The sequence below is a fragment of the Arthrobacter sp. JUb115 genome (assembly GCF_004365035.1).
Classification (GTDB): Bacteria; Actinomycetota; Actinomycetes; order Actinomycetales; family Micrococcaceae; genus Glutamicibacter.
Genome location: NZ_SOBS01000010.1, coordinates 102,910 through 125,252, shown reverse-complemented (window position 1 = coordinate 125,252; position 22,343 = coordinate 102,910). Strand labels below are relative to the sequence as shown.

General features: G+C 61.5%; 23 protein-coding genes. 12 read left to right on the top strand and 11 right to left on the bottom strand.

The window, feature by feature from the left end; genetic code table 11:
- Positions 1 to 108: 108 nt before the first annotated feature.
- Positions 109 to 2,028, bottom strand: coding sequence for a dihydroxy-acid dehydratase (gene ilvD / locus EDF61_RS15740; protein WP_105661080.1), 1,920 nt, complete (start codon positions 2,026 to 2,028; stop codon positions 109 to 111).
- Positions 2,029 to 2,113: 85 nt separating this feature from the next.
- On the opposite strand from ilvD, the gene EDF61_RS15735 reads away from it, so the two are divergent.
- Positions 2,114 to 2,893 carry a helix-turn-helix transcriptional regulator gene (locus tag EDF61_RS15735; RefSeq protein WP_133834723.1) on the top strand — a complete coding sequence of 260 codons (780 nt, stop codon included), beginning with the start codon at positions 2,114 to 2,116 and terminating at the stop codon, positions 2,891 to 2,893.
- A 270-nt stretch (positions 2,894 to 3,163) separates the two neighbouring features.
- Here EDF61_RS15735 and EDF61_RS15730 read toward each other — a convergent pair whose 3' ends face one another.
- Positions 3,164 to 3,913: an alpha/beta fold hydrolase gene (locus EDF61_RS15730; RefSeq protein WP_166650848.1), complete on the bottom strand. Its 750-nt coding sequence runs from the start codon at positions 3,911 to 3,913 to the stop codon at positions 3,164 to 3,166.
- 116 nt (positions 3,914 to 4,029) lie between these two features.
- Here EDF61_RS15730 and EDF61_RS15725 point away from each other — a divergent pair, with 116 nt between their 5' ends.
- Genes EDF61_RS15725 through EDF61_RS15705 form a run of 5 tightly spaced genes read left to right on the top strand, consistent with a single transcriptional unit; the run spans position 4,030 to position 9,732 of the window.
- Positions 4,030 to 4,755 carry an NUDIX hydrolase gene (locus EDF61_RS15725; RefSeq protein ID WP_133834721.1) on the top strand — a complete coding sequence of 242 codons (726 nt, stop codon included), beginning with the start codon at positions 4,030 to 4,032 and terminating at the stop codon, positions 4,753 to 4,755.
- A gap of 51 nt (positions 4,756 to 4,806) precedes the next feature.
- Positions 4,807 to 6,090, top strand: a complete 1,284-nt coding sequence (gene nadA / locus EDF61_RS15720) for a quinolinate synthase NadA (protein ID WP_133834720.1) — start codon at positions 4,807 to 4,809, stop codon at positions 6,088 to 6,090.
- A complete protein-coding gene (locus EDF61_RS15715; RefSeq protein WP_133834719.1) occupies positions 6,087 to 7,730 on the top strand; it encodes an L-aspartate oxidase in 1,644 nt (547 codons plus the stop codon). The genes nadA and EDF61_RS15715 overlap by 4 nt, the downstream gene beginning before the upstream one ends.
- Positions 7,727 to 8,593, top strand: a complete 867-nt coding sequence (gene nadC / locus EDF61_RS15710; RefSeq protein ID WP_208294287.1) for a carboxylating nicotinate-nucleotide diphosphorylase — start codon at positions 7,727 to 7,729, stop codon at positions 8,591 to 8,593. Before EDF61_RS15715 ends, nadC begins: the two co-directional genes overlap by 4 nt.
- On the top strand, positions 8,590 to 9,732 hold the full coding sequence (locus EDF61_RS15705; RefSeq protein ID WP_133834718.1) for a cysteine desulfurase family protein: 1,143 nt from the start codon (positions 8,590 to 8,592) through the stop codon (positions 9,730 to 9,732). The genes nadC and EDF61_RS15705 overlap by 4 nt, the downstream gene beginning before the upstream one ends.
- 164 nt (positions 9,733 to 9,896) lie before the next feature.
- Here the strand turns inward: EDF61_RS15705 and EDF61_RS15700 are convergent, their stop codons facing one another.
- Together EDF61_RS15700 and EDF61_RS15695 are read right to left on the bottom strand one after the other, a co-directional pair.
- Positions 9,897 to 11,072: a hypothetical protein gene (locus EDF61_RS15700; protein WP_133834717.1), complete on the bottom strand. Its 1,176-nt coding sequence runs from the start codon at positions 11,070 to 11,072 to the stop codon at positions 9,897 to 9,899.
- Positions 11,073 to 11,372: 300 nt separating this feature from the next.
- Positions 11,373 to 12,800 (bottom strand): D-alanyl-D-alanine carboxypeptidase family protein, encoded by a 1,428-nt coding sequence (locus EDF61_RS15695; RefSeq protein WP_133834716.1) that lies wholly within the window; start codon positions 12,798 to 12,800, stop codon positions 11,373 to 11,375.
- Between the two features lie 449 nt (positions 12,801 to 13,249).
- Here EDF61_RS15695 and EDF61_RS15690 point away from each other — a divergent pair, with 449 nt between their 5' ends.
- Together EDF61_RS15690 and EDF61_RS15685 are read left to right on the top strand one after the other, a co-directional pair.
- Positions 13,250 to 13,759, top strand: coding sequence for a GNAT family N-acetyltransferase (locus EDF61_RS15690; protein ID WP_166650847.1), 510 nt, complete (start codon positions 13,250 to 13,252; stop codon positions 13,757 to 13,759).
- Between the two features lie 69 nt (positions 13,760 to 13,828).
- Complete coding sequence (locus EDF61_RS15685; RefSeq protein ID WP_105658050.1) at positions 13,829 to 14,305, top strand: SRPBCC domain-containing protein; 477 nt, start codon at positions 13,829 to 13,831, stop codon at positions 14,303 to 14,305.
- Between the two features lie 13 nt (positions 14,306 to 14,318).
- On the opposite strand, the gene EDF61_RS15680 is transcribed toward EDF61_RS15685, so the two are convergent.
- The 5 genes from EDF61_RS15680 to EDF61_RS15660 all read right to left on the bottom strand — a co-directional run bounded on the left by EDF61_RS15680 (position 14,319) and on the right by EDF61_RS15660 (position 17,845).
- On the bottom strand, positions 14,319 to 14,912 hold the full coding sequence (locus tag EDF61_RS15680) for a dihydrofolate reductase family protein (RefSeq protein WP_133834714.1): 594 nt from the start codon (positions 14,910 to 14,912) through the stop codon (positions 14,319 to 14,321).
- A gap of 109 nt (positions 14,913 to 15,021) precedes the next feature.
- Entirely contained in the window at positions 15,022 to 15,705 is a 684-nt protein-coding gene (locus EDF61_RS15675; protein WP_105661090.1) for a GIY-YIG nuclease family protein, read from the bottom strand.
- Between the two features lie 122 nt (positions 15,706 to 15,827).
- Positions 15,828 to 16,286, bottom strand: coding sequence for a MarR family winged helix-turn-helix transcriptional regulator (locus EDF61_RS15670; RefSeq protein WP_105658053.1), 459 nt, complete (start codon positions 16,284 to 16,286; stop codon positions 15,828 to 15,830).
- Positions 16,270 to 17,403: an LLM class flavin-dependent oxidoreductase gene (locus EDF61_RS15665; RefSeq protein ID WP_105661548.1), complete on the bottom strand. Its 1,134-nt coding sequence runs from the start codon at positions 17,401 to 17,403 to the stop codon at positions 16,270 to 16,272. Before EDF61_RS15665 ends, EDF61_RS15670 begins: the two co-directional genes overlap by 17 nt.
- 208 nt (positions 17,404 to 17,611) lie before the next feature.
- Entirely contained in the window at positions 17,612 to 17,845 is a 234-nt protein-coding gene (locus tag EDF61_RS15660) for a hypothetical protein (RefSeq protein ID WP_133834713.1), read from the bottom strand.
- 87 nt (positions 17,846 to 17,932) lie between these two features.
- Here EDF61_RS15660 and soxR point away from each other — a divergent pair, with 87 nt between their 5' ends.
- On the top strand, positions 17,933 to 18,442 hold the full coding sequence (gene soxR / locus EDF61_RS15655) for a redox-sensitive transcriptional activator SoxR (RefSeq protein WP_133834712.1): 510 nt from the start codon (positions 17,933 to 17,935) through the stop codon (positions 18,440 to 18,442).
- On the opposite strand, the gene EDF61_RS15650 is transcribed toward soxR, so the two are convergent.
- Together EDF61_RS15650 and EDF61_RS15645 are read right to left on the bottom strand one after the other, a co-directional pair.
- A complete protein-coding gene (locus tag EDF61_RS15650) occupies positions 18,423 to 19,100 on the bottom strand; it encodes a response regulator (RefSeq protein WP_133834711.1) in 678 nt (225 codons plus the stop codon). The two genes, soxR and EDF61_RS15650, sit on opposite strands and share 20 nt — an antisense overlap.
- Before the next feature lie 15 nt (positions 19,101 to 19,115).
- The gene (locus tag EDF61_RS15645; protein WP_166650846.1) at positions 19,116 to 20,465 is read right to left on the bottom strand and encodes a sensor histidine kinase; all 1,350 of its coding nucleotides are present in this window, start codon (positions 20,463 to 20,465) and stop codon (positions 19,116 to 19,118) included.
- A 140-nt stretch (positions 20,466 to 20,605) separates the two neighbouring features.
- Between EDF61_RS15645 and EDF61_RS15640 the strand changes: the two genes are divergently transcribed.
- The 3 genes from EDF61_RS15640 to EDF61_RS15635 are packed head-to-tail and all read left to right on the top strand — an operon-like array spanning position 20,606 to position 22,301.
- On the top strand, positions 20,606 to 21,319 hold the full coding sequence (locus EDF61_RS15640; RefSeq protein ID WP_353653993.1) for an ATP-binding cassette domain-containing protein: 714 nt from the start codon (positions 20,606 to 20,608) through the stop codon (positions 21,317 to 21,319).
- On the top strand, positions 21,256 to 21,510 hold the full coding sequence (locus EDF61_RS19290) for a DUF8746 domain-containing protein (RefSeq protein WP_502699079.1): 255 nt from the start codon (positions 21,256 to 21,258) through the stop codon (positions 21,508 to 21,510). The genes EDF61_RS15640 and EDF61_RS19290 overlap by 64 nt, the downstream gene beginning before the upstream one ends.
- Positions 21,507 to 22,301 carry an ABC transporter gene (locus EDF61_RS15635; protein WP_133834709.1) on the top strand — a complete coding sequence of 265 codons (795 nt, stop codon included), beginning with the start codon at positions 21,507 to 21,509 and terminating at the stop codon, positions 22,299 to 22,301. The genes EDF61_RS19290 and EDF61_RS15635 overlap by 4 nt, the downstream gene beginning before the upstream one ends.
- Positions 22,302 to 22,343 lie beyond the last annotated feature (42 nt).

The window sequence follows — 22,343 nt, the reverse complement described above, 5'->3', positions numbered from 1 at the left end:
GGGGAACAATCCCTGCTGCTTCAGGGCTAGTGCCTTGGAAACAGAACAGGCCCGGTCCGCTTATTCGCATAAGAGGTCCGGGCCTGTTGCCGTGGTCAAGCCTTCTGGCTAGATTTGGGCCGCGCTTTGGGCTGCGGCTTCACGCTCATCGGCTTCGCGCATGGCCCGCTCTACGCGATCCACGTCGCGGACCGCACCCTTGTCAGCGGACAACGCCATGGCGGCGTAGGCCCGCAACGCAGGGGAGACCACGCGCTCGCGGCTCTTCGGGCGGTAGCCGGTGGTAGCGATCAAGCGCTCGCGGCGTTGTGCCAAGACCTCGTCAGAGACGTTCAGGGTCAGCTCGCGGGTCGGGATATCGATGGAGATGGTATCGCCATCTTCCACCAGGGCGATCATGCCACCGGAAGCGGCCTCGGGGGAGACGTGCCCGATGGACAGGCCCGAGGTGCCACCAGAGAAGCGGCCATCGGTGATCAGTGCGCAGGCCTTGCCCAGGCCGCGGCCCTTGAGGAACGAGGTGGGGTAGAGCATTTCCTGCATGCCCGGCCCGCCCTTGGGACCTTCGTAGCGGATGACCACTACGTCGCCTTCCTTCACCTGCTTGTTTAGGATCTTCTCGACGGCTTCATCCTGCGATTCGCAGACCACTGCCGGGCCGGAGAAGGTCCAGATCGAAGGGTCAACGCCAGCGGTCTTGACCACTGCACCGTCCACGGCGATATTGCCGCGCAGTACGGCCAGGCCGCCGTCCTTGGAGTAGGCATTCTCAACCGAGTGGATGCAGCCTTCTGCATCATCGGTGTCCAGCGCCGCCCACCGCTCGGACTGCGAGAAGGCGGTGGAGGAGCGCACGCCGCCCGGGGCCGCGTGCCACAGGTCGAAGGATTCCTCCTTGGCCTTGCCGCTGCGGATATCCCAGTCATCGAGCCATTCGCCCAGGGTTGCCGAGTGAACCGTGTGCACGGTTTCATCCAGCAGGCCGCCGCGGCGCAGCTCGCCGAGGATTGCGGGGATGCCACCGGCACGGTGGACATCTTCCATGTAGTAGATGGTGCCGTTGCCGGCAGCGTTGGGTGCAACCTTGGCCAGGCACGGGACACGGCGGGACACTTCATCGATCTCATCGAGGCCGAATTCCACGCCGGCCTCGCGGGCGGCGGCCAGCAGGTGCAAGATGGTGTTGGTGGAACCGCCCATGGCGATATCCAGTGCCATGGCGTTGCCGAAGGCCTTCTTGGTGGCGATGCTGCGTGGCAGGACCGTCTCGTCGTCTTCGCCGTAGTAGCGGTTGGCGATATCGACTACCAGCTTGCCGGCGTTTTCATACAGGTCCTTGCGGGCCGTGTGGGTAGCCAAGGTGGAGCCGTTGCCCGGCAGGGACAAGCCCATGGCCTCGGTCAGGCAGTTCATCGAGTTGGCGGTGAACATGCCCGAGCAGGAGCCGCAGGTCGGGCAGGCCGACTCTTCGATGCGCAGCAGGTCTGCATCCGATACGTTCTCGTTCACGGCCTCGGAGATGGCATCCACCAGGTCCAAGGTGCGCACGGTGCCATCTACCAGGGTGGCGCGGCCGGCTTCCATCGGACCACCAGAGACGAAGACCGTAGGGATGTTCAGGCGCAATGCGGCCATCAGCATGCCCGGGGTGATCTTGTCGCAGTTCGAGATGCAGATCAGCGCGTCGGCACAGTGGGCATTGACCATGTATTCCACGGAGTCGGCAATGAGGTCGCGCGATGGCAGCGAGTAGAGCATGCCTCCGTGGCCCATGGCGATGCCGTCGTCCACGGCAATGGTGTTGAATTCGCGGGGGATGCCACCGGCGGCAGTGATGGCGTCGGAGACAATGCGGCCTACCGGCTGCAGGTGGGTGTGCCCTGGAACGAATTCAGTGAAGCTGTTGGAGACAGCGATAATCGGCTTGCGCCCGAGGTCAGCGCCGTTCACGCCGGCTGCGCGGAACAGTGCGCGAGCGCCGGCCATATTGCGGCCATGGGTGACAGTGTGTGAACGAAGTGTGGTCATACCTAAAATCTCACCATATATTTGCCCTCAAACCCAGACGGTGACGATACTAGTAGTACTACTACCATGCAATGAGGTTTACCCCGTGACTCCAAGTCAAAGACGTCGCGAAGAACTCGCCGCGTTCCTCAAGGACCGCCGGGCCCGGGCTGACAGGGCTTCCCATGGATTGCCGGAGATCGGACGCAGCCGCGTGCGCGGCCTGCGCCGCGAAGAGGTCGCCACCTTGGCCGGCGTTTCCGTTACCTGGTACACCTGGCTTGAGCAGGCCCGCGACATCAATCCCTCGCGCCAGGTTCTGCAGTCCTTGGCACGGCTGTTCCGGCTCACCCCGGTGGAATCCTCGTACCTGTTTTCTCTGGCAGGGCACGGTGAGCTTGACCCGATTGGCACCGGCGGCATGACTCCAGCCCTGCAGCGTTTGCTCGATGCGTTGCAGTTCCCGGCCTTCCTGCTCTCCGCCGACTGGACCATCCTGGGCTGGAATGAGGCCTATGAACAGCTGTATCCGCGGGTGGCTTCATTGGACAGCGAAGATCGGAACCTGTTGTGGCTCGTATTCACCGATGCGCAATTGCGTGAGATGCTCCCGGATTGGGAAGTGCAAAGCCGCGGTTTCGTGGGAAGCTTCCGTGCCGAAACGCGTGGATGGCTCAGCCCGTCGGGGGAGAGCGGCATCGTTGCGCGGGTCTCGGCGGCCTCCCCGGAATTTGCCGCGATCTGGAATGAACGCGACGTTGCAGGTTTCCGCACCGGTGAACGGGTGTTCCGGCATCCTAAATTGGGGCTGACCTGCTACGAGCAGCACAACCTGACTCCTACCGAAGCCACGGACTTGACCTTGTTGATGTACACGCCGCTCTAGCACAGGTGTGCTCGCCGAAGTAGCGGCAGGGAATGGGAAGAGATTCGAGATCGCTAGGCCTGCACGCATCGAATCATTTAACCGATAAGGGCCACAGTGCTGATCGGAACGTGCAGCGAACAAGAGCACGTCCATGTTCGGTTCCAGTTCGGAAATGCAATAGTCGGCGCTGAGCTGGCTAAGGCTCGTCTGGAAACCCGGACGAGCCTTAGGGCGGATAGTTGTATGGGCTCAAGGCAGCGGAGGCCTGCATTAAAGGAGTGGCCGGAGCTAAAAGCTCACGAACTCAAGCGCTCTCTCTTTGAACTCGCGACTGGTTACAGCGTTGGCGTGATTGCGACCTGACAGCCACAGCACTTCATTGCGTGTTCCTGCGTCCTTCAGGAGGCGACGCAAATGCGGCATGGTGGTCGCGAGATCATCCTGGTCTCCGGCGACGAGCAAGGTTGGAACTGACGGCACCTTGGCTGCCGGATCGTAAGGCTCGGATTTGATTGCTTCTATGAGCTCAAAAAGCGCCGATAGATCATTGGACGGTTCAGCCTCGGCAATCCGCATGATGGCGGCGGTGTAGTCGTCATGGATCTTTTCGCCCGTCTCGACGTAGGCACGGGCCTGGCCCAATTCGAAGGCGGCCAGCGGATCACCGGCTCCTGGACCCCCGATGACCAGATGATTCACCAAATCCGGATTGAAAGCGGCGAACTCCCACGCCAGCCGGGAACCCAAAGAGTAGCCGATGACGTCTACGGGACCATCATCCAGATCCATCACGATGGCAGCCAGGGCCTGGCGAATCTGGCTTGGCGCCCAGCTGCCGTCATTGCGGCGAGGATCTTCTCCATGGCCGGGCAAATCAACCAGAAGGACATCGCGTCCTGCATCAGTGAAATATTTCAGCCAACGCGAGCGGTCCCAATTCAGTTCGCCGGATGAGGCGAAGCCGTGGATGAAAAGCACGGATGGGCTTTTCACCTCAGTGTTTGCGCGAACCACTCGAAGATTCAGATCCAATGTCATGCCATTGATCATAGGCCATTCACCCTCGGAATGTGATCTGGGCTAGCGCCTGAAGAGCGTTAATGTCAGAATGACTCTAACGAATCCGAATGTGCTGAAAACGAGGCAAATAAGAAATGTCATCCGTACCGGGTTGGGCGAACGTCGACGAACGCCGCAACCTCCCGCCCGCTCTAGCGGTTTCCACTGTGATCCTGGGAATCCGTGAAGGCAAGGATGGCGGACACGACAAACTCTGCTTGCCAGTGGTACGCCGCATTCGCCAACCCCACACCGGAATGTGGGCGCTGCCAGGCGGACCAGTTGATCCGCGCGAATCCCTCGGCCAAGCGGCCGGGCGCAACCTTGCCGAAACCACGGGCCTGCGCCCCACCTATCTGGAACAGCTCTACACCTTCGGCGATATCGACCGCTCGCCAACCCACCGCCTAGTCACCATCGCCTACTTTGCGCTGCTGAACGCAGATCAAGTGGGCGCCACCGTCCAAGACGACAACGTGGCCTGGTTCGATATCGATGATCCGCAGATTGCCCAGATGGCTTTCGACCACCGGAAGATCTTGGACTACGCCATGTGGAGGCTGCGCAACAAAACCGAATACGGGCAGATAGCCCATCGGCTGCTCGGCGAACGCTTTACTCTGGCGGCCCTGCGCGGAGTCTATGAAGCCATCCTCGGACGCCGTCTGGACCCTGCGAACTTCCGCCGAACGCTCAAGAGCACGGCATCCATTGAGGAGACCGACGAATACCTAGCTGGCGGACAGCACCGGCCACCACGGCTATACCGCTACGTAGGCCACGGACCGGACCCGTTGGAAGTCGACCCGCTGCACGACTAGCAAGCACCATCCATACTTTTCACCGTCATCCTGCAAGAAACGGACGAACCCATGAGCACCCAAATCACTGACAACGCCAACGCCTCGGTAGCCCAGAACATCGCTCGGCTCAATCTGCTGGCTCCGGCTTCCACCTGTTCCACCGACCTGGCCTCCAACCCGTGGGACACCCCCGCAGGCTACGGGCCAGGTGCCTCCCAAGCAGATTCGGTTCCAGCGGGTTACCCGGTGCAGGGTTCGATCCCGGAGGAATACCTGGAGGCCAGCGACGCTGAGCTTGATACCCGCATCTTGGCGGCCAAGGAAACCCTGGGGGACAGGGCAGTGATCCTCGGGCACTTCTACCAGCGCGATGAAGTCGTGAAGTACGCAGATTTCGTAGGTGACTCCTTCCAGCTGGCCAACGCCGCATTGACCCGCGACAAGGCCGAAGCCATCGTGTTCTGCGGGGTGCACTTCATGGCCGAAACGGCAGATATTCTCAGCCGTGAGGACCAGTCGGTGATCCTTCCGAATCTTGCTGCAGGCTGCTCCATGGCGGACATGGCAGACGGTCCGAGCGTGCAACAGTGCTGGGAAGAGCTCACAGCCCTGTATGCGGAGGAAGCCGATGACGGGCGGATGCCGGTCATTCCGGTGACTTACATGAACTGCTCTGCAGAGCTCAAGGCCTTTGTCGGGCGCAACGGAGGACTGGTCTGCACGTCCTCCAACGCTGCAACTGTTCTTCAGTGGGCTTTCGAGCGTGGACGCCGTGTCCTGTTCTTCCCGGACCAGCACCTTGGACGCAACACCGCTAAGGCGATGGGCATTTCCCTGGAACAGATGCCGATGTGGACCCCGCGCAAGGAATTAGGCGGGAACGAAGCCACCACCCTGCTCGATGCCAAGGTCATTTTGTGGCACGGCTTCTGCTCCGTGCACAAGCGCTTCAACCCCGCGCAGATCGCCAAGGCGCGTGAGGATTTCCCCGGCGTGCGCGTGATTGTGCATCCGGAATGCCCCATGGAAGTTGTGGACGCGGCAGATGAAGCAGGCTCTACCGACTACATCCAAAAGGCTATTGCCGCTGCTACCGAGCCAACTGCTTTTGCCATCGGCACCGAAATCAATATGGTCAACCGCTTGGCTGCCCAGTACCCGCAGCACAACATCTTCTGCCTGGACCCGGTGATCTGCCCGTGCTCCACGATGTACCGAATCCACCCGGGCTACCTTGCCTGGGTGCTCGAACAGCTGGTTGCCGGACGAGTGGTCAACCAGATTTCCGTGCCGAAGGAACAGCAGGGGGATGCAAAGATCGCCCTGGAGCGCATGCTAGCTGCCAAGCCATGAGCCAGAGGCAACTAGAACCGAAGAAGCTGGTGATCGTCGGCTCCGGTGTGGCCGGCCTGTGCGCTGCCTTGCAAGCTGTAGAGCTGGGTATCCAGCCGGTATTGCTGACCAAAGGCAAACTGGGGGACTCGAACTCCGAGCTCGCGCAGGGCGGGCTATCAGCTGTTACCGGAGCATCCATGGCCCACGGCGACTCCGTGTCCAAACACGTTGCCGATACGCTCAAAGCTGGCGCGGGCCACTGCGGCGTGGGACCGGCGGAACACCTGTGTACCTCAGGCGACGAGCTAGTGCAGGCTTTGGAATCCTATGCAGTGGTCTTTGACCGCGACGCAGACGGTTCCTACCAGCTTGGCCTTGAAGCCGCGCACAGCGCGCACCGGATTCTGCATATCAACGGGGATGCCACCGGCGCTTCACTGGTGCAAACCCTGGTTGGTGCCGTGCGCCAGCTGGAGACTGCCAAGAAACTCAGTATTATCGAGGATGCGCTTGCCACCGAACTGCAGCTGCAGGACGGAAAAGTCTCAGGGGTGCACTACTTGCGCCACGATGCACAGCAGCTGCTCTCGTCCAGCGCCGTGCTGCTGGCTACCGGCGGACTGGGCCAGTTGTACTCAGCGACCACCAATCCCCGAGGAGCAACCGCCGACGGCCTGGGACTGGCCGCCCGGGCCGGTGCCGTCATCGCGGATGGCGAATTCGTCCAGTTCCACCCGACACTGGTTGACCCGGCCCGATATCCCGAAGCCGGGATGGTTTCGGAAGCCGTCCGTGGCGAGGGCGCCATCCTGGTCAATGACGCGGGGCAGCGGTTCATGCCTGGAATTCACCCGGATGCTGAGCTGGCACCTCGTGATGTCGTGGCCCGAGGCATCCATGAGCAGATCCAAGCCGGGCACCAGGTGTACCTTGATGCGCGGGCCGTGGAAGAAACACGCGGCGCAGGATTCCTCGCTCGCCGTTTCCCGTCCATCACCGCCAAGCTCGCGAGTTGCACCGCGGGCGGCTCCGGCCTGGACATGGCTCATGACCTGATTCCGGTGGTAGCGGCCCAGCACTACTTCATGGGCGGGATCTACACCGACACGTCAGGACGAACCTCTGTCCCCGGTCTTTATGCGGCCGGCGAATGCGCCAACACGACAGTTCACGGCGCCAACCGACTAGCCAGCAATTCGTTGCTGGAGGCCATGGTTTTTGCGCGGAACGCGGTTGCCGCCATGGCCGGTGAAGCTTCCGACACCGGGTGCGATATCAGCAGGCTGGTGGTCCAGGAGATCAGCGCGCCAACTCCACAAGCACCCCTGGAGCTTGACCAGTTGCAAACGGCAGCCAGCAGCAAACTTGGTGTCTACCGTACCGGCGTGCAGCTCGAAGAAATGGTTCATCTGCTAGCGACGAGCGCGCCTGTAGCTGCCACGGCGCGCGAGCAATCGGAACTGCGCAACCTGTGGATCACCGCACGGATCATCGCCGCAGGTTCCACGGCACGCACCAAAAGCCTGGGTGCGCACCATCGCTTGGATTCAACCGAATTCACCAGCAGCCAGTCAGATGAGGGCGTGCGCTACGGCTGGACTCTGCACCCAAGCGAGCTGGATAATGAAAACCTTTTGAGCAAGGAATTGAACGCGTGAACACTTCGACCCATCCGGTACCCACCGCGGCCATGGACCGCATCATCGAGCTGGCGCTCGCCGAGGACAATCCGCGCGGCGACATCACCGCGCTGACCATCGTTCCCGAAGGTGCGACAGCGACTGCTGTGGTGCAGGCCCGCCAGCCAGGCGTACTCTCCGGAGGTGCGGTATTCACCCGGACAATGCAGCTAGTGGATCTGCAGCTGGAGGTGGAACAGCTGATTGCCGACGGAGACACGTTTGCCGCCGGTGGCAGCTTGCTCAAGGTCACCGGGCCGGCGGCGAGCTTGCTGACCGCTGAACGCGTGGGGCTCAATCTCCTGCAGCGCATGAGTGCCATCGCCACGGCGACCGCTGAGCTCGTCGGCCTGGTTGCGCATACCAAAGCCCGCATTGTCGATACCCGGAAAACTACGCCAGGCCTACGCGTCCTTGAACGCTACGCAGTGCGCTGCGGTGGAGGAGTCAACCACCGGGACAACCTGTCGGATGCTTTCATGGCCAAGGACAACCACCTGGCTTTGCTGGATAACGGGGAGCAGCTTACGGCGGCCCTGAAATCCGTACGTGCGCGGCTGGGGCACACGACATCGATGGAAGTTGAAGTGGATTCGATTGCGCAGATTCCAGCTGTGCTCGCCGCCGGCGTGGATATCATCATGCTGGATAACTTTGATCCGGCGGACATTCCCGCAGCCATTGAACTGATCAACGGGCAAGCGGTGGTCGAAGCCAGCGGAAATATCAACGCCGCAACAGTCGTGGCTGTCGCTGAAGCTGGTGTTGATGTCATTTCCTCGGGGGCCATCACGCATTCGGTGAAAGCGATTGACCTTGGACTGGATATGGTTATTGCATGATCTACATGGATGCCGCATCCACTGCGCCGCCTCGCCAAGACGTTCTCGACATGCTCAATCCGTTGCTGACCAAAGATTTTGGAAATCCGGCATCTTTGCATGAAGCAGGGCAGCAGGCCAAGCGGGCTAACGACTGGGCAAGAACCCAGGTGGCTAGCCAGCTGGGCGTGGCAGCTGAGGAAGTCTATTTCACTTCCGGCGGCACCGAGGGGGCCAATGCTGCCGTGATCGGGGCGGCTTTGGCCAACCCCCGCGGACGCGTGGTGGTCTCCAGTTCCATTGAGCATCCAGCGGTACTGGAAGCCTGCAAGTACCTTGTTGAATTCCACGGATTCGAACACCGCATCATCCCGGTATCGGCCACGGGGCTGGTCGATCTGGATGCGGCCGGCGATCTGATCGATGCAGCTGTTGCCGTGGTTTCGGTGATGGCAGTGAACAATGAAGTGGGCACCATTCAACCGGTTGTGCAGGTTGCCCAGCTGGCCCGCAACGCTGGGGCGATCATGCATACGGACGCCGTGCAGGCCGCCGGCTGGATCGATCTCAAGCCGTTGTGCGCCGCTGTGGACGCATTGAGCATTTCCGGGCACAAGCTCGGCAGCCTCAAGGGCAGCGGAGCACTGTACCTGTCCGCTAAGCATCGCTTTGTGCCGTTGCTGCACGGGGGCGGGCAGCAGGGCGGAATGCGTTCGGGAACCGAGAACCCGGCCGCTGCCGTCGGCATAGCTGTGGCATTGCAGGCAGCGACCGCACAGCGCGAAGCAGGACTGGGCGCAAGCTTTGGCCCGTACTTGGTTGAACGGATCCTCAAGGAGCTCAATGCCAAGCATCCGGGCAGCGTCCAGCTGACAGGTGATCGGGACCATCGCGTTGGAGGCATAGTCTCTTTCGTCTTCCCGAAGACCGCAGGCGAAACTGTGCTGATTGAATTGGCCCGCAGGGGAGTCCTATGCTCTTCAGGTTCTGCTTGCGCAGCAGGCTCGACCGATCCTTCGGCGGTACTAACTGCGATGGGCTATGAAGAAGAACTGGCTCATACTGCTGTCCGTCTTTCGTTCACGCGCACCGCAAAAGAAAATGAGATCAGCCAGGTGGCCTCGGCCGTAGTTTCCTGCGTCTCCGGGCTCTTGAAGTAGCCAATTCGATAATCTCTGCAGGCTCGATTAATTCTGCGAGCCGCAGCAAATATGCCGCGAGTACTCTTCGCATATGGTCGTGCACTAGTGCTTCGGGAACGGAATATTCCCCAAAAGCTGTGAAGGCAAGTTCCAACTAATGGGGAATATCCGAGTTCGCCTGATTAGCAGTCGTCTGTCTCCGGCTGATCGCCGGTGGTAGCTGCGGGTAGTGCCCGGTGGCGTTCGGCGCGCTTCAATCCTGCCATTCGTCCGCTAGCGGCACCGGCCAGTGAAGAGCCGAGATTCTTCGCTTTGGATACGCCAGCTGATGCCCCGGACAGGCTGCCTTTCACCAAGTTGCTATCGCGCACGGAACCCGCCACTTTTTGTGCCTTGCCGAGGGCGGACGCACCTGCTGAGGTCAGTGTCGTGGAAAGGCCGTGTTCAGCCTCGGCCGCGTCCAAATCATGCAGCGCAGCCAAGTACTCTGCCGCGTCAACCAGCGGTGGCGGGAGTTCGCGCAGATGCTGCTTGAGCCTACTGGACTGCACCTTGAGCGTGACAAAAGTCAGCCCACCGGAGACCACCCCGCCAACGACGGGAACAATCTTGCTGACACTCTTGGCGAAGCTTTGCTTGGTGACATTGACGCCAATCAACCTCAGCGTTTGTTTCATCGGACCGTACCATGCTGTTTTGGTTAGAGCCTGTTTCGCGAGATTCTTCTGGATAGCCGGTCCAGCTACCTGGGAAGCAAACCGGCCGACCGTGGTAGACGCACCGCTGACTCCCATCATCACGCCGAGGAAACCGGCGAGTTTTCCCAGTGTTTCATCGTCGATGTGTTCCACGTCGTCCAGGAAGGATTGCCAGCCGTAGGTGTAGGCGATCTTCTGCATGACCCTGAATGCATGGATGTAGAACTGGGTGATGTCCGCCGGGATCGTACCGAACATGAAAAGCCCGCCAGGCAATCCACTGGCAAATGACAAGGCAGTGGACTTGCGAGTTTCGAAATCAATGGAATTGGAAGCAATATCGTCAAGGATCTCTGGCCCGATCCCCGCTGCGGCTGGGTTGGTCGAGACTGCGCGTTCTATCTGCTCGCGGCTCAAGCCCCTCTTGTGGAGCTCTGCAGTGAGAAAGTGCTCGCGGTCGATTTTCACACCCCTGAGCCGGATAACTTTCTTGAGGAAAACGGTAGCGAATTGCTCGGCATCCAGATTTTGATCCTTGAGCATGCTGGCAAGGGTCTCGTCAGCTTCTGGACCAGACTGCGTAGCACTTGGATCAGCAATGCCTAGCTCGGCCTCCTGCTGGCTGGCAAGATCCGGCTTCTCATTCGTATTCTCCTGCAATCTGTTTCCCCCAAATGTATGTGCTGGAAACCAGCGGTGCGAAGTGTAGGCGAGTCGCTCACAGCTTATCCAATACGCGCCAGAAAGCAGGATCCTAGAGGAACCATGAAGCGGCGAAACCACCTGCGAATTAGTGATCAGTGAACCTGCCGTTGTTCGACACAACAGATGGAGGCCCGCACTTAGAAGTGTGGTTGCTGCACCGCAGCCCAAGAAAACGGTAAAAGAGAAATAGACGATTCATTCGAAAATGAATCGTCTATCTCTCAATCTGCGGATGCGCTGGTGTGGTCCAACCAGCTAGCGCAAGTACGTGCCGGAGACCCAGCCGTTCTTCCCGGCATACTTCACCGGGTACCAGCCGGACTTCTTCGAGCCGCGGATGGTCACCGTCTTTCCTTTGGGAATAGTGAGGATGACACGCTTGCCTGTTCCCGCGCCACTGCGCATGTTCAGGTTCGCGATGGTCTTCTTGGACGAGGACTTTGAGCTCTTGGGCTTGGTGGTCTTCGGTGCAGTCCCGGACGAGGAGAAATTGCTCAGGTAGGTGCCGGAGACCCAGCCATTCTTCCCTGCGTACTTCACCGGGTACCAGCCGGACTTCTTTGCGCCGCGAATGGCGACCTTCTTGCCATTCGGAATAGTCAGCACGACGCGATGGCTGGTGCCTGCCCCGGCACGCATATTCAAGTTCGCAGTGGTCTTGGCAGACTTGGCATTGCTGGTGCTCTTCTCAGGCGAGCTCTTCTTCGAATCCTTCTTCGGTGCTGCCGGCATCGAGTTGTTCTTCAGATACTTGCCCGATACCCAACCGGTTTTCGAGCTGTAGCGAACCTGGTACCAACCGGACTTCTTGGATCCGGTCAGTTGGACGCTCTTGCCTTTCGGGATGGTCAGCAATAGTCGGTTCCCGGCGCCTGCCCCGGTGCGCATATTCAGATTCGCGGTGGTCCGCGCTGTGCCCTTGGTCTGCTTGGGAGTGCTCTTGGCTTTCTTGCCTGAAACCCCATAGTAGGCTTCGAGGCTCTTGGCGCCAGAGTTCTTCACGCTCTTGGCCAAGGAGGTACCCAGGTAGCGGAAGTGCCACGGCTCGTAGGAGTAGCCCGTAACGGATTCCTGGCCCTTCTGGTAGCGCATGATGAAGCCGTACTTGTGTGCGTTCTTGCCGACCCACTTGCCCACGGGAGTGTTGGCGAAGCAGGCCTGCAAACCGCAAGCGCCGTTGGCATTTCCCACGTCAATGGCCAGGCCAGTTTGGTGCTCGCTGGTGCCCGGTACAGCGGAGATGCGTGAAGCGTAGCTCTTGCCATAGATGCGGGTGTAGTAGTTGAACAGCTCAGCCTGGCGGTTGTATGAACGATAACCGCTGACAGCCCGGATCTTGACACCGTCCTTCGCAGCTGCCTTGGCCATCTTGGTGTAGGCCTTGGCCGCCGAGGACTTCAGCCGGACGTTGGTGCCCTTGACCGCTACCGTCTTCGGTGCGTACTTAACGGGACTGAGCGGGTACTTCTTGTTGACGAAGACGTCATCCTTGCTCGGATTGCGCTGGATTTTCTTGGCGGCAATCTGCAGTCCGCTATTAACTGCCAGTGCCTGAGCCTGTACCGCTGAAGTTGCTGGGGCAGGGGCTGCGGCTAGTGCCGGGGTTGCCGGAAGCACTGTTGCAAGCAGTGCGGCCGACAGGACGGCAGCCATTGAAGTCTTGAACGCCCGAGGCAGTTTCATGGAACTCTCCGATAGAGGTGACAAGCGATGCGACCATCATTCCATCATCTATCCATGACTCGTTCAAGACGTTACTGCAAACGTTAGAGAAGGAATGGTCTCGTTGGGCCCATCTTTTGAATCAACTAGCGGGGCAATTCCGCCCTTGGCGCCAGGTGCCGGCAACCAGTGGCTGCTGGCGGTGCGGATATGGATAAACGGCCTCCCACTTGAGGCACCGCAAGTTTTCCCGGGGCCATGGCCGCAGGGTCTTCGCAACTGGGTTTTCCAGTCGGCCAGGCGTGCCGCAAGGAGCGCGGCCTGGGAAAATGCTCGCTGAACTTTGCTTGCAAGAAGTCGCAATCCTCACGCCAGCCGCCAGGAAAATGCCCCGTTCCTGGAGTCAAGTTGGTGGAAGAACACGAAGGGCCAATTTTTCTAGCTCGGCGAGATTTGGTAGGTTTGCGTGCATGCGTATCCGTCCAGAAGTCTTCGATGACCGAGCTGCGGTGTATGCAATAACCCATGCTGCGTTCTCCGGCATCGATCCGATGGTTGAGCCTGAGGAAGTCGGACTGCTGCAGCGTCTATTCGACTGCGACCAGTACGATAACCGTTTCTCAATCGTTGCCCTGGATGACACAACGGTCATTGGGCACGTCATCGCTACATGGGGAGAAGTGAACGGGGAACCCTTGCTGGGACTTGGCCCGCTAGCTGTCGCCCCGGAATACCAGCACCGAGGTGTCGGGTCGATCCTGATGCAAGAAATTCATGACAGGGCCGAGCAAGAAAGCATCAGCGGTATCGTTCTGCTGGGCGCCCCTGGCTACTACCGCCGCTTCGGCTACGAAGCGGCGCAAGGTCGCGGGATCCTGCCTACGCGCACCTCATGGGGCGAGCACTTCATGGTGCGGGTCTTCGACGATAACCGCCTGCCGCGCGGCAACTACCGCTATGCCAAGCCGTTTGGTGTCTAAACGCTAATTTTCGCTGGGAATTTTCCCATATCTATTGTCACTAGTGCTCTTCGGGCGTAAACCTGTCTTATGGAACCACATGAAGAGCTTCGCGAACTGTCCTTCACCGTGTCGGGAATCATTTCCAAATCGATCAGGCAAGTATACGAAGCTGTGGCTGATCCAGAACAGCTTTCCCATTACTTCACTACCGGCGGAGCATCCGGGCACATGGAAAACGGTGCCACCGTGACCTGGGACTTCCATGATTTCCCCGGCCCGTTCCCGGTCAAGATCGTGGAAGTGGAAGAGCCAAAGCGTATTGTCCTGCAATGGGGCGGCCAGCAATCCACTGCTGCCGATGGCATGAATACCGTGACGTTCGAATTCGCTTCACTGGAAGACAGCACCCGAACCAAGGTGACCATCAGCGAGGCCAGCTGGGTGGCGACCTCCGAAGGAGCCAAGGCTGCCTTTGGGAATTGCGAGGGCTGGACCGGGATGCTGGCCGCGATGAAGGCGTGGCTGGAATACGGGATCAACCTCCGCGAGGGGTTCTACAAATAGCCGGGATCGGCAGCTAGCGGCGGCGCTGGTAGTAGACGTGCGTGGCAAGCGTCGTTTCGCGCCGCGACACGCGGTCCATATGCGTTTCTATATCTTCAACGCTGATCGGTTCGCCATGCCCGAGGCGGATGGGCGCGATATGCAGCCGCAGCTCGTCAATGAGGCCGGCTCGCAAGAACTGCACAATGGTGTTTGCTCCACCGGCGATGGCCACTGGATTCTCTCCCGCCGCTTCCTGGGCTTCGGCGAGGGCTTCCTCGATCCCATCGGGGACGAATTGGAAGCTGGTCCCGCCCTCCAGGCAGAGCATCGGCTTCGGATGGTGGCTGAGCACGAAGACCGGGGCATGGTACGGAGGGGTCTCTCCCCACCACCCGATCCAGTCGGCGTCTTCCTCACCGGCTGGAGGGCCGAACATCTTGCTCCCCATGATGAAAGCCGAGGCTTCGGTAATAGCGGAAATTTCCGCCTGGTTCTCGTCGAGGCGCTCAAACTGCCAGCGGTGCAGGGCTTCGGCTCCCTCGCCCAGCGGATTATCCATGCTCTGATTGGGTCCAGCGCAGAATCCGTCCAGGGAGACGGTGACATCGCAAACTACCGAGCCCATGGCAAATGCCTCGATTCAACCTACATGCCGGCGGGAGAGTGGCTACTCCTACAATGAACCTGCCCGGAGGCAGAATCAAGCCCAGGTTCGGGACAATGCACCCAGACGCCTAGCTCTCCACGTCTTTTGGCGCACCGGCAACATTCCACAGCGACAAGTGGTATTTCCGGATCAGCGCTGCTTCCAGGAGCAGGGCCGCCTTGCGGTGGATGCAGGTGACCCACCGGCCTTCAAGATTCAAGCGGTCAATGGCCAGGCGTGCCACTTGCTGGATTGAGCGGGATTCACCGCGGTCCGCCTCGATTGCCAGGTCCCGCAGCCACTGGGGATCCGCTAGTCCTTCGTCAAAAGCGTACTTGCCCATGCCGGAGGTCGCGCCCTGGCCGCTGGAATAGATCTTCAGTCTTCCGCGAAGTCCCTTGCCGCTGCGTTCACCAGCCTGGCCCACGTAGATTGGCTCATGGTCCGAGGCGCCCGCGCGGCGGAACATGTAGACGCCCGGGGCCACTGGCGCCGAGTCGGCGGTGGCTTCAAAGGAGTCCCACGGCGACCAGTCCAGGGATTCAATGACCTGGTCGTCAATGGGCGTGAGGGAAATTTCCAGCCCCGGCGCGCCGGCGAACTGAAGTTGGGTCTGCAAAGCGGCGGAGACATGCCAGTTGCCACCTGGCTGAGGCGGCTTCTGGATGGCGCCCTTGGGACGATGCTGGCGCAGATAGCTGCGCAACTCCTTGGTTTCTACGCCAAGGGTGCTGGCAGCTTCTTCCAAGCTGAATAGCTTTTCGTCCTTCAAGAGTGTTCTGCCTTCTGTGCGCCGTGATTGAACAGTTGATGCTGAATCAATTTAATCCCATGGAATGCCCGGGAGCCCGGAAGGAGCTGCCTATGGCATGTCCTTCCGGGCTGGGGCAAAAGCTACTGCACCGCTTCACGCAGTTTGGTGCTCAAGCGTTCCAACTCATGGAATTCTTCTTCGGTCAGTGCGGTGCCCAGCAAATTGTGCAGATGCTTGACGTGCTCCCTTCCGATTTCCTGCTGGAGCTTGCGGCCTGCCTCGGTCAGCGAGAGCTGCATGGCACGGTGGTCATCCGGGTCGGCCTCGCGAACTACCAGCCCCTGGTCTTCCAATCGGGTGACCATGCGGCTGAGGCTGGGCTGCGAAATCAGCAACTGCTTGTTCAGGTCTACCATCCGGCTTTTGCCGCCGGGGCAGGTGCGCAAGTTGAACAGCACGTCGTACTCGCGCATGGACAGCTTGCCGAACTCCGGCATTGCGGTGATCTGGCGCATGACCGCCACCTGTGCCCGGAAAAGAGCCTCCCAGGCATCGGTGGCGACCTTCAATGAGGCTGCTGGATTACTGGTCCCGGTCACTTGCTACAGGCTCCTTGGTGTTTGCTTGCTCAGCTTCCAGTTTAGCGTCGCGAGCAGCAACCAATCCCGCATGGGTAGGAGCCGGGGTAAGGTCCTTCGGTGCCCGGGAATCCATTTCCTTGCGCAGTTCAGGCAGCACGTACTCGCCGAACAGGTCCAGCTGGTTCAGCACGGTCTTCAGCGGCAGGCCGGCATGGTCGATGAGGAACAGCTGTCGCTGGTAGCTGCCGAAGTACTCCTGGAAGGACAGCGTCTTCTCCAGCACCTGCTGCGGGGAGCCAACGGTCAGCGGGGTCTGGGAGGTGAAGTCTTCCAACGACGGGCCATGGCCGTAGACCGGGGCGTTATCGAAGTACGGGCGGAATTCCTTGACTGCCTGCTGGGAATCCTTGGCCATGTAGAACTGGCCGCCCAGGCCAACCACGGCCTGGTCGGCGCGTCCGTGCCCATAGTGCTCGTAGCGCTCGCGGTACAGGTTGATCAGCTGCTGGTAGTGCTCCTTTGGCCAGAAGATGTTGTTGGCGAAGAAGCCGTCACCGTAGTAGGCGGCGATTTCTGCTACCTGCGGGGTGCGGATTGATCCGTGCCAGACGAATGGTGCCACGTCATCGAGCGGGCGCGGGGTCGAGGTGAAGTTCTGCAGCGGGGTGCGGAACTTGCCTTCCCAGTTCACCACGTCCTCATCCCACAGGCGGCGCAGCAGGTGGTAGTTCTCCACGGTCAGGTTGACCGAGTCCTGCATGTTCTTGCCGAACCATGGGTAGACCGGCCCTGTGTTGCCGCGGCCCAGAACCAGGTCCACTCGGCCATCTGCCAGGTGCTGGAGCATGGCGAAGTCCTCGGCGATCTTCACCGGGTCATTGGTGGTGATCAGCGTGGTCGTGGTGGAAAGGATGATGCGCTCGGTCTGGGCGGCAATGTAGGCCAGTGTGGTGGTAGGGGAGGAGGAGAAGAACGGGCGGTTGTGGTGCTCGCCGATGGCATAGACGTCCATGCCGATTTCTTCGACCTTCTTGGCGATCGCCACCGATGCGTCGATGCGCTCTTTTTCGGTAGGGATGCGGCCGGTAGTCGGGTCGCGGGTGATGTCGCTGACTGAGAATACTCCGAATTGCATGTCCACTCCTGTTTTCCTGGTGCAAGCGTTATGTCCTGCCACCAATTTATATGCGTATGCATGTAATAACAAGTTGATGCGTCAAATATTCCCGGGCTCCTCGGAGATCTTTCTTCCTGGGGTGCACCGTCCGGCGGGTGCCCGTCACACTGCCGGCAACGTGCAATGAGTCAATGGGCAATGAGTCAACGAGTCAATGAGCAATGAGTCAACGGCGGGTGGGGATGAAACCTGCACCCCAGAACAAGTTGCCTTGCTCGTGGGCCGGTTCCAAAGAGGGCTGCCCTGGCACGCACCGGCAATTGCGCCTGTGCTTGCGCAACTGGCGCAAAGCCCGTCGCAGCTGGCGCGCAGTCAGCGCGGATCCGGTATCCGTACCGGACTGCTGCTCCTGGATGCGAGCGAACAGGATGGTGCATGGCGGAATCTGGGTTGCGGTCATGAGTTGGCCTTTCGTAGAAGTTCATACGACAGCCAACAGGCTCCAGCTAACTTGAGGTCAAGCGGCCGGACCTGAATAATTCCTCATATGACATCCTCCAGCCACTCCGCAGTTCCAACAAGGAAAAGCCAATTAGGCATCGGGGATCTCGCTCGGCGCGCGGGAGTATCAGTGGCGGCGATCAGGTACTACGAGTCGCGGAACCTGATTTTCTCCACGCGGACCAACGGGAACATGCGCGTGTTCCCCAAGCACACGTTGCGCAGGCTGGCGATTATCGCTGCTGGCCAGCGCGTGGGCCTGACCCTGGCTGAAATCGCCGGCACGTTGGGCGAGCTGCCCGAAGACCGGGCGCCGCGGCAGAGTGAATGGGAACAGCTCAGCACGCATTGGAAGCAGATCATCGATCGCCGCATGCTCCAGCTCGAATCGCTGCGGGATTCGCTGGATGGATGCATCGGCTGCGGATGCCTGTCGATCAAGAATTGCTCGCTGGTCAACCCCGGAGACGAGGCCGCCGCGGAAGGCGAAGGCTCTCGCTGGATCCGCAAACTCGATGCGAACTCCAGCCACGGGGTTACCGGCACCGTGGAGTGACGATTCCGCCCTGATAGGCGATCAGGGCGGCCTCCACGCGGTTGCGCGCACCGAGCTTGAGCAGGATCGCGGTCATATGCCCCTTGACTGTCGCCTCGGTGAGCACCAGCCGGGCGGCAATCTCCGCATTGGACAGGCTCTGGCCCACCAGCGCCAAGACCTCGCGTTCTCGCACGGTCAAGCCGTGGACCAGGGACCGGGCCCGGGCCTGCGCGGCGGTGTCGATCCCGCGCACCTTGTCGATCACCCTCCGGGCAATGCGCGGGGAGAGCGCCGCGGCGCCTTCGGCCACCGCATGGATGGCGCCGAGCAGTTCCTCGGGTCCCGAGCTCTTGAGCATGAATCCGCAGGCTCCGCCGGACATGGCCCGGTCGATGTATTCCTCCTCGCCGAAGGTGGTCAGGACCAGCACCTTGGTTTCCGGAACCTGGCCCAGGATTGCTTCCATGGCTCCCAGTCCGTCGAGCTGCGGCATGCGGATATCCATCAGGATCACCGAGGGGTCCAGGCGCGCGGCCAGTTCGATGGCGCGCACCCCGTTCTCCGCTTCCCCGGCAATGACGATGCCCGGGTCGCTGGACAGGATCGCGCGCAGCCCGGCGCGGATCAGCGCATCGTCATCCACCAGCAGGACGCTGACGGGGGTGTCCATGCTCATCTGCAGTTCCTTTGGCTAGCCGGCGGGGTAGAGGTGGTCGGTGGAAACCAGTACGTTTTCGGTGAAGCACAGGCGGAACATCTCGCTGCCCAGATCCAGCAGCCCGGTCCGGGCCGCATAGTAGCGGCACTGCGCATCCCCTGGCGGTGCCGGCTCGTCGATCACGGGCAGCGGCTCATCCAGGCCCGGGGCGTGGACCAGCGAAGCAACCTGCCGTGCGTCCATGCCCACCGAGAGCCTCTGGAAGTCCGAGGGGTGCAGGGCGGTGGCCTGGTAGGTGGCATGCTGCAACAGCAGCAGGGCCGCGGCAATCACCGTGACGGCGAGGGCCGGCATCAGCACCAGCATCGAGGTGCTCGCGCGCTTCACCGGCGGCTGCACCCCGGCAGGCGCCGGGTGCGGGGATGCCTGGGCAATGGAAGCGCGCAGTTCGAAACGCTCCTTGGTGCGGTGCAGCGCCAGCGAGCCTCCGGCAGCTTCGAGGGTGCCGCGCAGCGAAGCTATCCCGGTGGCCCCAACCCGGCTGGGAGGCAGGGGGCCATGCAGCGGATTGGAAATGCTCAGCACCGCCTGCTCCGAGCGCGTATCGAGATCGAGGTCCACCTCGGCGTGCGGCGCGTACTTCGCCGCATTGGTCAACGCCTCCTGGGCCACCTGGCGCAGCACCGCGGCCCACCGGATGGATCCGGGAGCCTGGGGCGAGGGGCCCTTCCGGGAGAAATTGATCGTCATGCCCTTGGCCCGGGCCTGTTCGACCAGCTGCTCCAGCGATGAACCTGCCGGGCCCAGCGGCGCTTGTTCGCCGTCCTCGTGCAGCACCCCGATGATCTGGTGCAGATGCTCAATGGACTCATCGGCCTGCTCGCGGATCCGCTTTGCCTGTTCGTAGGCCGGCGTGCCCTTTTCCAAGGACACCTGCAGCCCGCCGGTGGACAGCGCCAGCAGCGCCAGATCGTGGCCCAGCTGGTCATGCATGGCTTCGGCAATGCGCGCCCTTTCCCGCAGCTCGGCTTGCACCACCACATGCCGGCGCTCCTGGCTGCGGAACAGCACCGCATTGCGCCGCGCCCGGCCCGCCCACCAGGGCAGCAGTGCAAAGAGCACCAGGCCGGTAAGGATATTCAGTGCGAAGGCCAGCAGGCTCAGGTGCGAGGACCATGCCAGCGTCACCCCGGAGGCCAGCGTCCCTGCCCCGAGGGCCAGCAATCCATGGGCCAGCGCGGACACATGCCGTCCGGCCAGGTAGCTGCAGGCCGCGGCCAGGGGAGCGAGCACAACCCAGGCCCCGTTCGTGGAGATGGGAACCAGATAGGCGCACAGGGCCAGCAGCAGCAACAGGACCGGCTGCTTCCACGAGGTAGTCATGATCAACATGCTACGCAGAATCGGCGCAGCCAGACACCGACCAAGGTAGGGGTTCGGGGCCGCGCGTTGGCCGACTTCCAGCCGGTGCGCGGCAGCCCGGGCGAATCCTAGGGTTGAGCGCAGAACCAAAGGAGCACACCATGATCGCACTTGAAGCGCTGAGCAAGGACTTCGGCGCCACCCGCGCCGTCAATGCGCTGACCGCCACCATAGAACCCGGGCAGGTGACCGGATTCCTCGGACCCAACGGGGCCGGCAAATCGACCACCATGCGGATGATCCTCGGACTGGACGCGCCAAGCAGCGGGCGGGCACTGGTCAATTCGGTTCCCTACGCGCAGCTGCGCTACCCGCTGCAGGTTCTCGGAGCGCACATCTGCGGCACGGCGGGGCACCCGGGGCACACCCCGCGCACCTTCCTCGCATCCCTGGCGCAAAGCAACCGGATCCCGGCAACCCGGGTGGATGAGGCACTGGCCGACGTCGGGCTGCAGTCCGTGGGCACCCAGCGGATCGGCGGATTCTCGCTGGGCATGCGCCAGCGCCTGGGCATTGCCGCAGCGCTGCTGGGCGACCCCGAGATCCTGGTCCTGGACGAGCCGATGAACGGGCTGGATGCCGAAGGGATCGTCTGGATCAGGCAGCTGCTGCGCGCCCGGGCGGATCGCGGCGGGACCGTCTTCGTCTCCAGCCACCTGATGAGCGAGGTGCAGCAGGTCGCGGACCAGCTGATCCTGATCGGCCGTGGAGAGCTGATCGCCCAAGCCCCCACCAGGGAGCTGATCAGGCAATTCACCCAGCAGGTCATTACGGTGCGCTCGCCGGGCTCCTGCAGCGACCGGGCATCGAGCTGAATGCTGCCGAGGACCGGCTGGAGGTCATCGGCCTGCCGCTGGAAAATGTCGGTGCGCTGGCCTTCGCCCATGGCATCGAGCTGCATGAACTGAGCGTTGCCCACGGATCGCTGGAAAACGCCTACAACCAATTGACGCATGGCATGGTGGAGTACTCCGCCGAATCAGCTAGGGGAGCGGGAAGCAAATGAGCACGCTGCAGATCAAAGGGTCCGCATCCGGATACCTGGGCGCAGAGCTGCTGGCGGCGGCGCGCGCCGAGGCCGCTAAATTCTTCGGGCTGCGGTCGCTGCTCTGGCTTTATGCCTTGGGAATCACGCTGTCCATCGCCCTGGGGTGGCTGCTGGGTGCCAGTGCGAAAGCCAGCGGGGACAATGGCTTCGACACGGCGATGCCCGCCCCGCTGATGGTTTTCGCAACCCTGCAATTCGGCCAGCTGTTTTTCGCTGCCGCCGCGGCCCTGCACATCACCAGCGAGTACTCCAGCGGCACCATCACCACCTCCTTGCAAGCGGTACCGCGCCGCGGGCTGCTGCTGGCAGCGAAGTCGCTGCTGCTCTCCGGGCTCGGTTTCGCTGCCGGAGTGGCCATGATCGGCGTGGGCACCATTCCGGCAGCGCTCAGCGCGGGGCCGTACGGGGCATTCGCCGTCTCCGACCTGGTTTCGGCCTGCCTGGGCGCCGGAACCTACCTGGCGCTGCTGAGCTTGATGGTGCTCGGGCTCGGGCTGCTGTGCCGGAACTCGGCCGGGGCAATCGTCTCGGCGATCATGCTGGTGACCGGGCTGCCGCAGATCCTGCAGCTGATTCCCTTCTCATGGGTGCAGACGGTGGCCGACTACCTGCCCAGCAATGCGGCGACGTTCATGGCCACCGGCGCCACCGAACCCTACGGGCCGACGGTGGCGCTGCTGGTGCTGGCAGGCTGGGCCGTGGCCCTGCCCGGAGCCGGATATGTTTCGCTGAAGCGGCGCGACGCCTAGCCGCAGGCAGCGCACAGCGGGGTATCGGGCGTGATGCCCGAT

What these genes read in the sequence shown, in the direction of transcription:
- EDF61_RS15690 (WP_166650847.1), top strand. Translation starts at nt 13,250, where the DNA reads ATGCGTATCCGTCCAGAAGTCTTCGATGACCGAGCTGCGGTGTATGCA.
- EDF61_RS15665 (WP_105661548.1), bottom strand. Translation starts at nt 17,403, where the DNA reads ATGCAATTCGGAGTATTCTCAGTCAGCGACATCACCCGCGACCCGACT.
- EDF61_RS15705 (WP_133834718.1), top strand. Translation starts at nt 8,590, where the DNA reads ATGATCTACATGGATGCCGCATCCACTGCGCCGCCTCGCCAAGACGTT.
- EDF61_RS15680 (WP_133834714.1), bottom strand. Translation starts at nt 14,912, where the DNA reads ATGGGCTCGGTAGTTTGCGATGTCACCGTCTCCCTGGACGGATTCTGC.
- nadA (WP_133834720.1), top strand. Translation starts at nt 4,807, where the DNA reads ATGAGCACCCAAATCACTGACAACGCCAACGCCTCGGTAGCCCAGAAC.
- soxR (WP_133834712.1), top strand. Translation starts at nt 17,933, where the DNA reads ATGACATCCTCCAGCCACTCCGCAGTTCCAACAAGGAAAAGCCAATTA.
- EDF61_RS15635 (WP_133834709.1), top strand. Translation starts at nt 21,507, where the DNA reads ATGAGCACGCTGCAGATCAAAGGGTCCGCATCCGGATACCTGGGCGCA.
- EDF61_RS15715 (WP_133834719.1), top strand. Translation starts at nt 6,087, where the DNA reads ATGAGCCAGAGGCAACTAGAACCGAAGAAGCTGGTGATCGTCGGCTCC.
- EDF61_RS15725 (WP_133834721.1), top strand. Translation starts at nt 4,030, where the DNA reads ATGTCATCCGTACCGGGTTGGGCGAACGTCGACGAACGCCGCAACCTC.
- EDF61_RS15695 (WP_133834716.1), bottom strand. Translation starts at nt 12,800, where the DNA reads ATGAAACTGCCTCGGGCGTTCAAGACTTCAATGGCTGCCGTCCTGTCG.
- EDF61_RS15730 (WP_166650848.1), bottom strand. Translation starts at nt 3,913, where the DNA reads ATGACATTGGATCTGAATCTTCGAGTGGTTCGCGCAAACACTGAGGTG.
- EDF61_RS15685 (WP_105658050.1), top strand. Translation starts at nt 13,829, where the DNA reads ATGGAACCACATGAAGAGCTTCGCGAACTGTCCTTCACCGTGTCGGGA.
- EDF61_RS15660 (WP_133834713.1), bottom strand. Translation starts at nt 17,845, where the DNA reads ATGACCGCAACCCAGATTCCGCCATGCACCATCCTGTTCGCTCGCATC.
- ilvD (WP_105661080.1), bottom strand. Translation starts at nt 2,028, where the DNA reads ATGACCACACTTCGTTCACACACTGTCACCCATGGCCGCAATATGGCC.
- EDF61_RS15645 (WP_166650846.1), bottom strand. Translation starts at nt 20,465, where the DNA reads ATGACTACCTCGTGGAAGCAGCCGGTCCTGTTGCTGCTGCTGGCCCTG.
- EDF61_RS15650 (WP_133834711.1), bottom strand. Translation starts at nt 19,100, where the DNA reads ATGAGCATGGACACCCCCGTCAGCGTCCTGCTGGTGGATGACGATGCG.
- EDF61_RS15640 (WP_353653993.1), top strand. Translation starts at nt 20,606, where the DNA reads ATGATCGCACTTGAAGCGCTGAGCAAGGACTTCGGCGCCACCCGCGCC.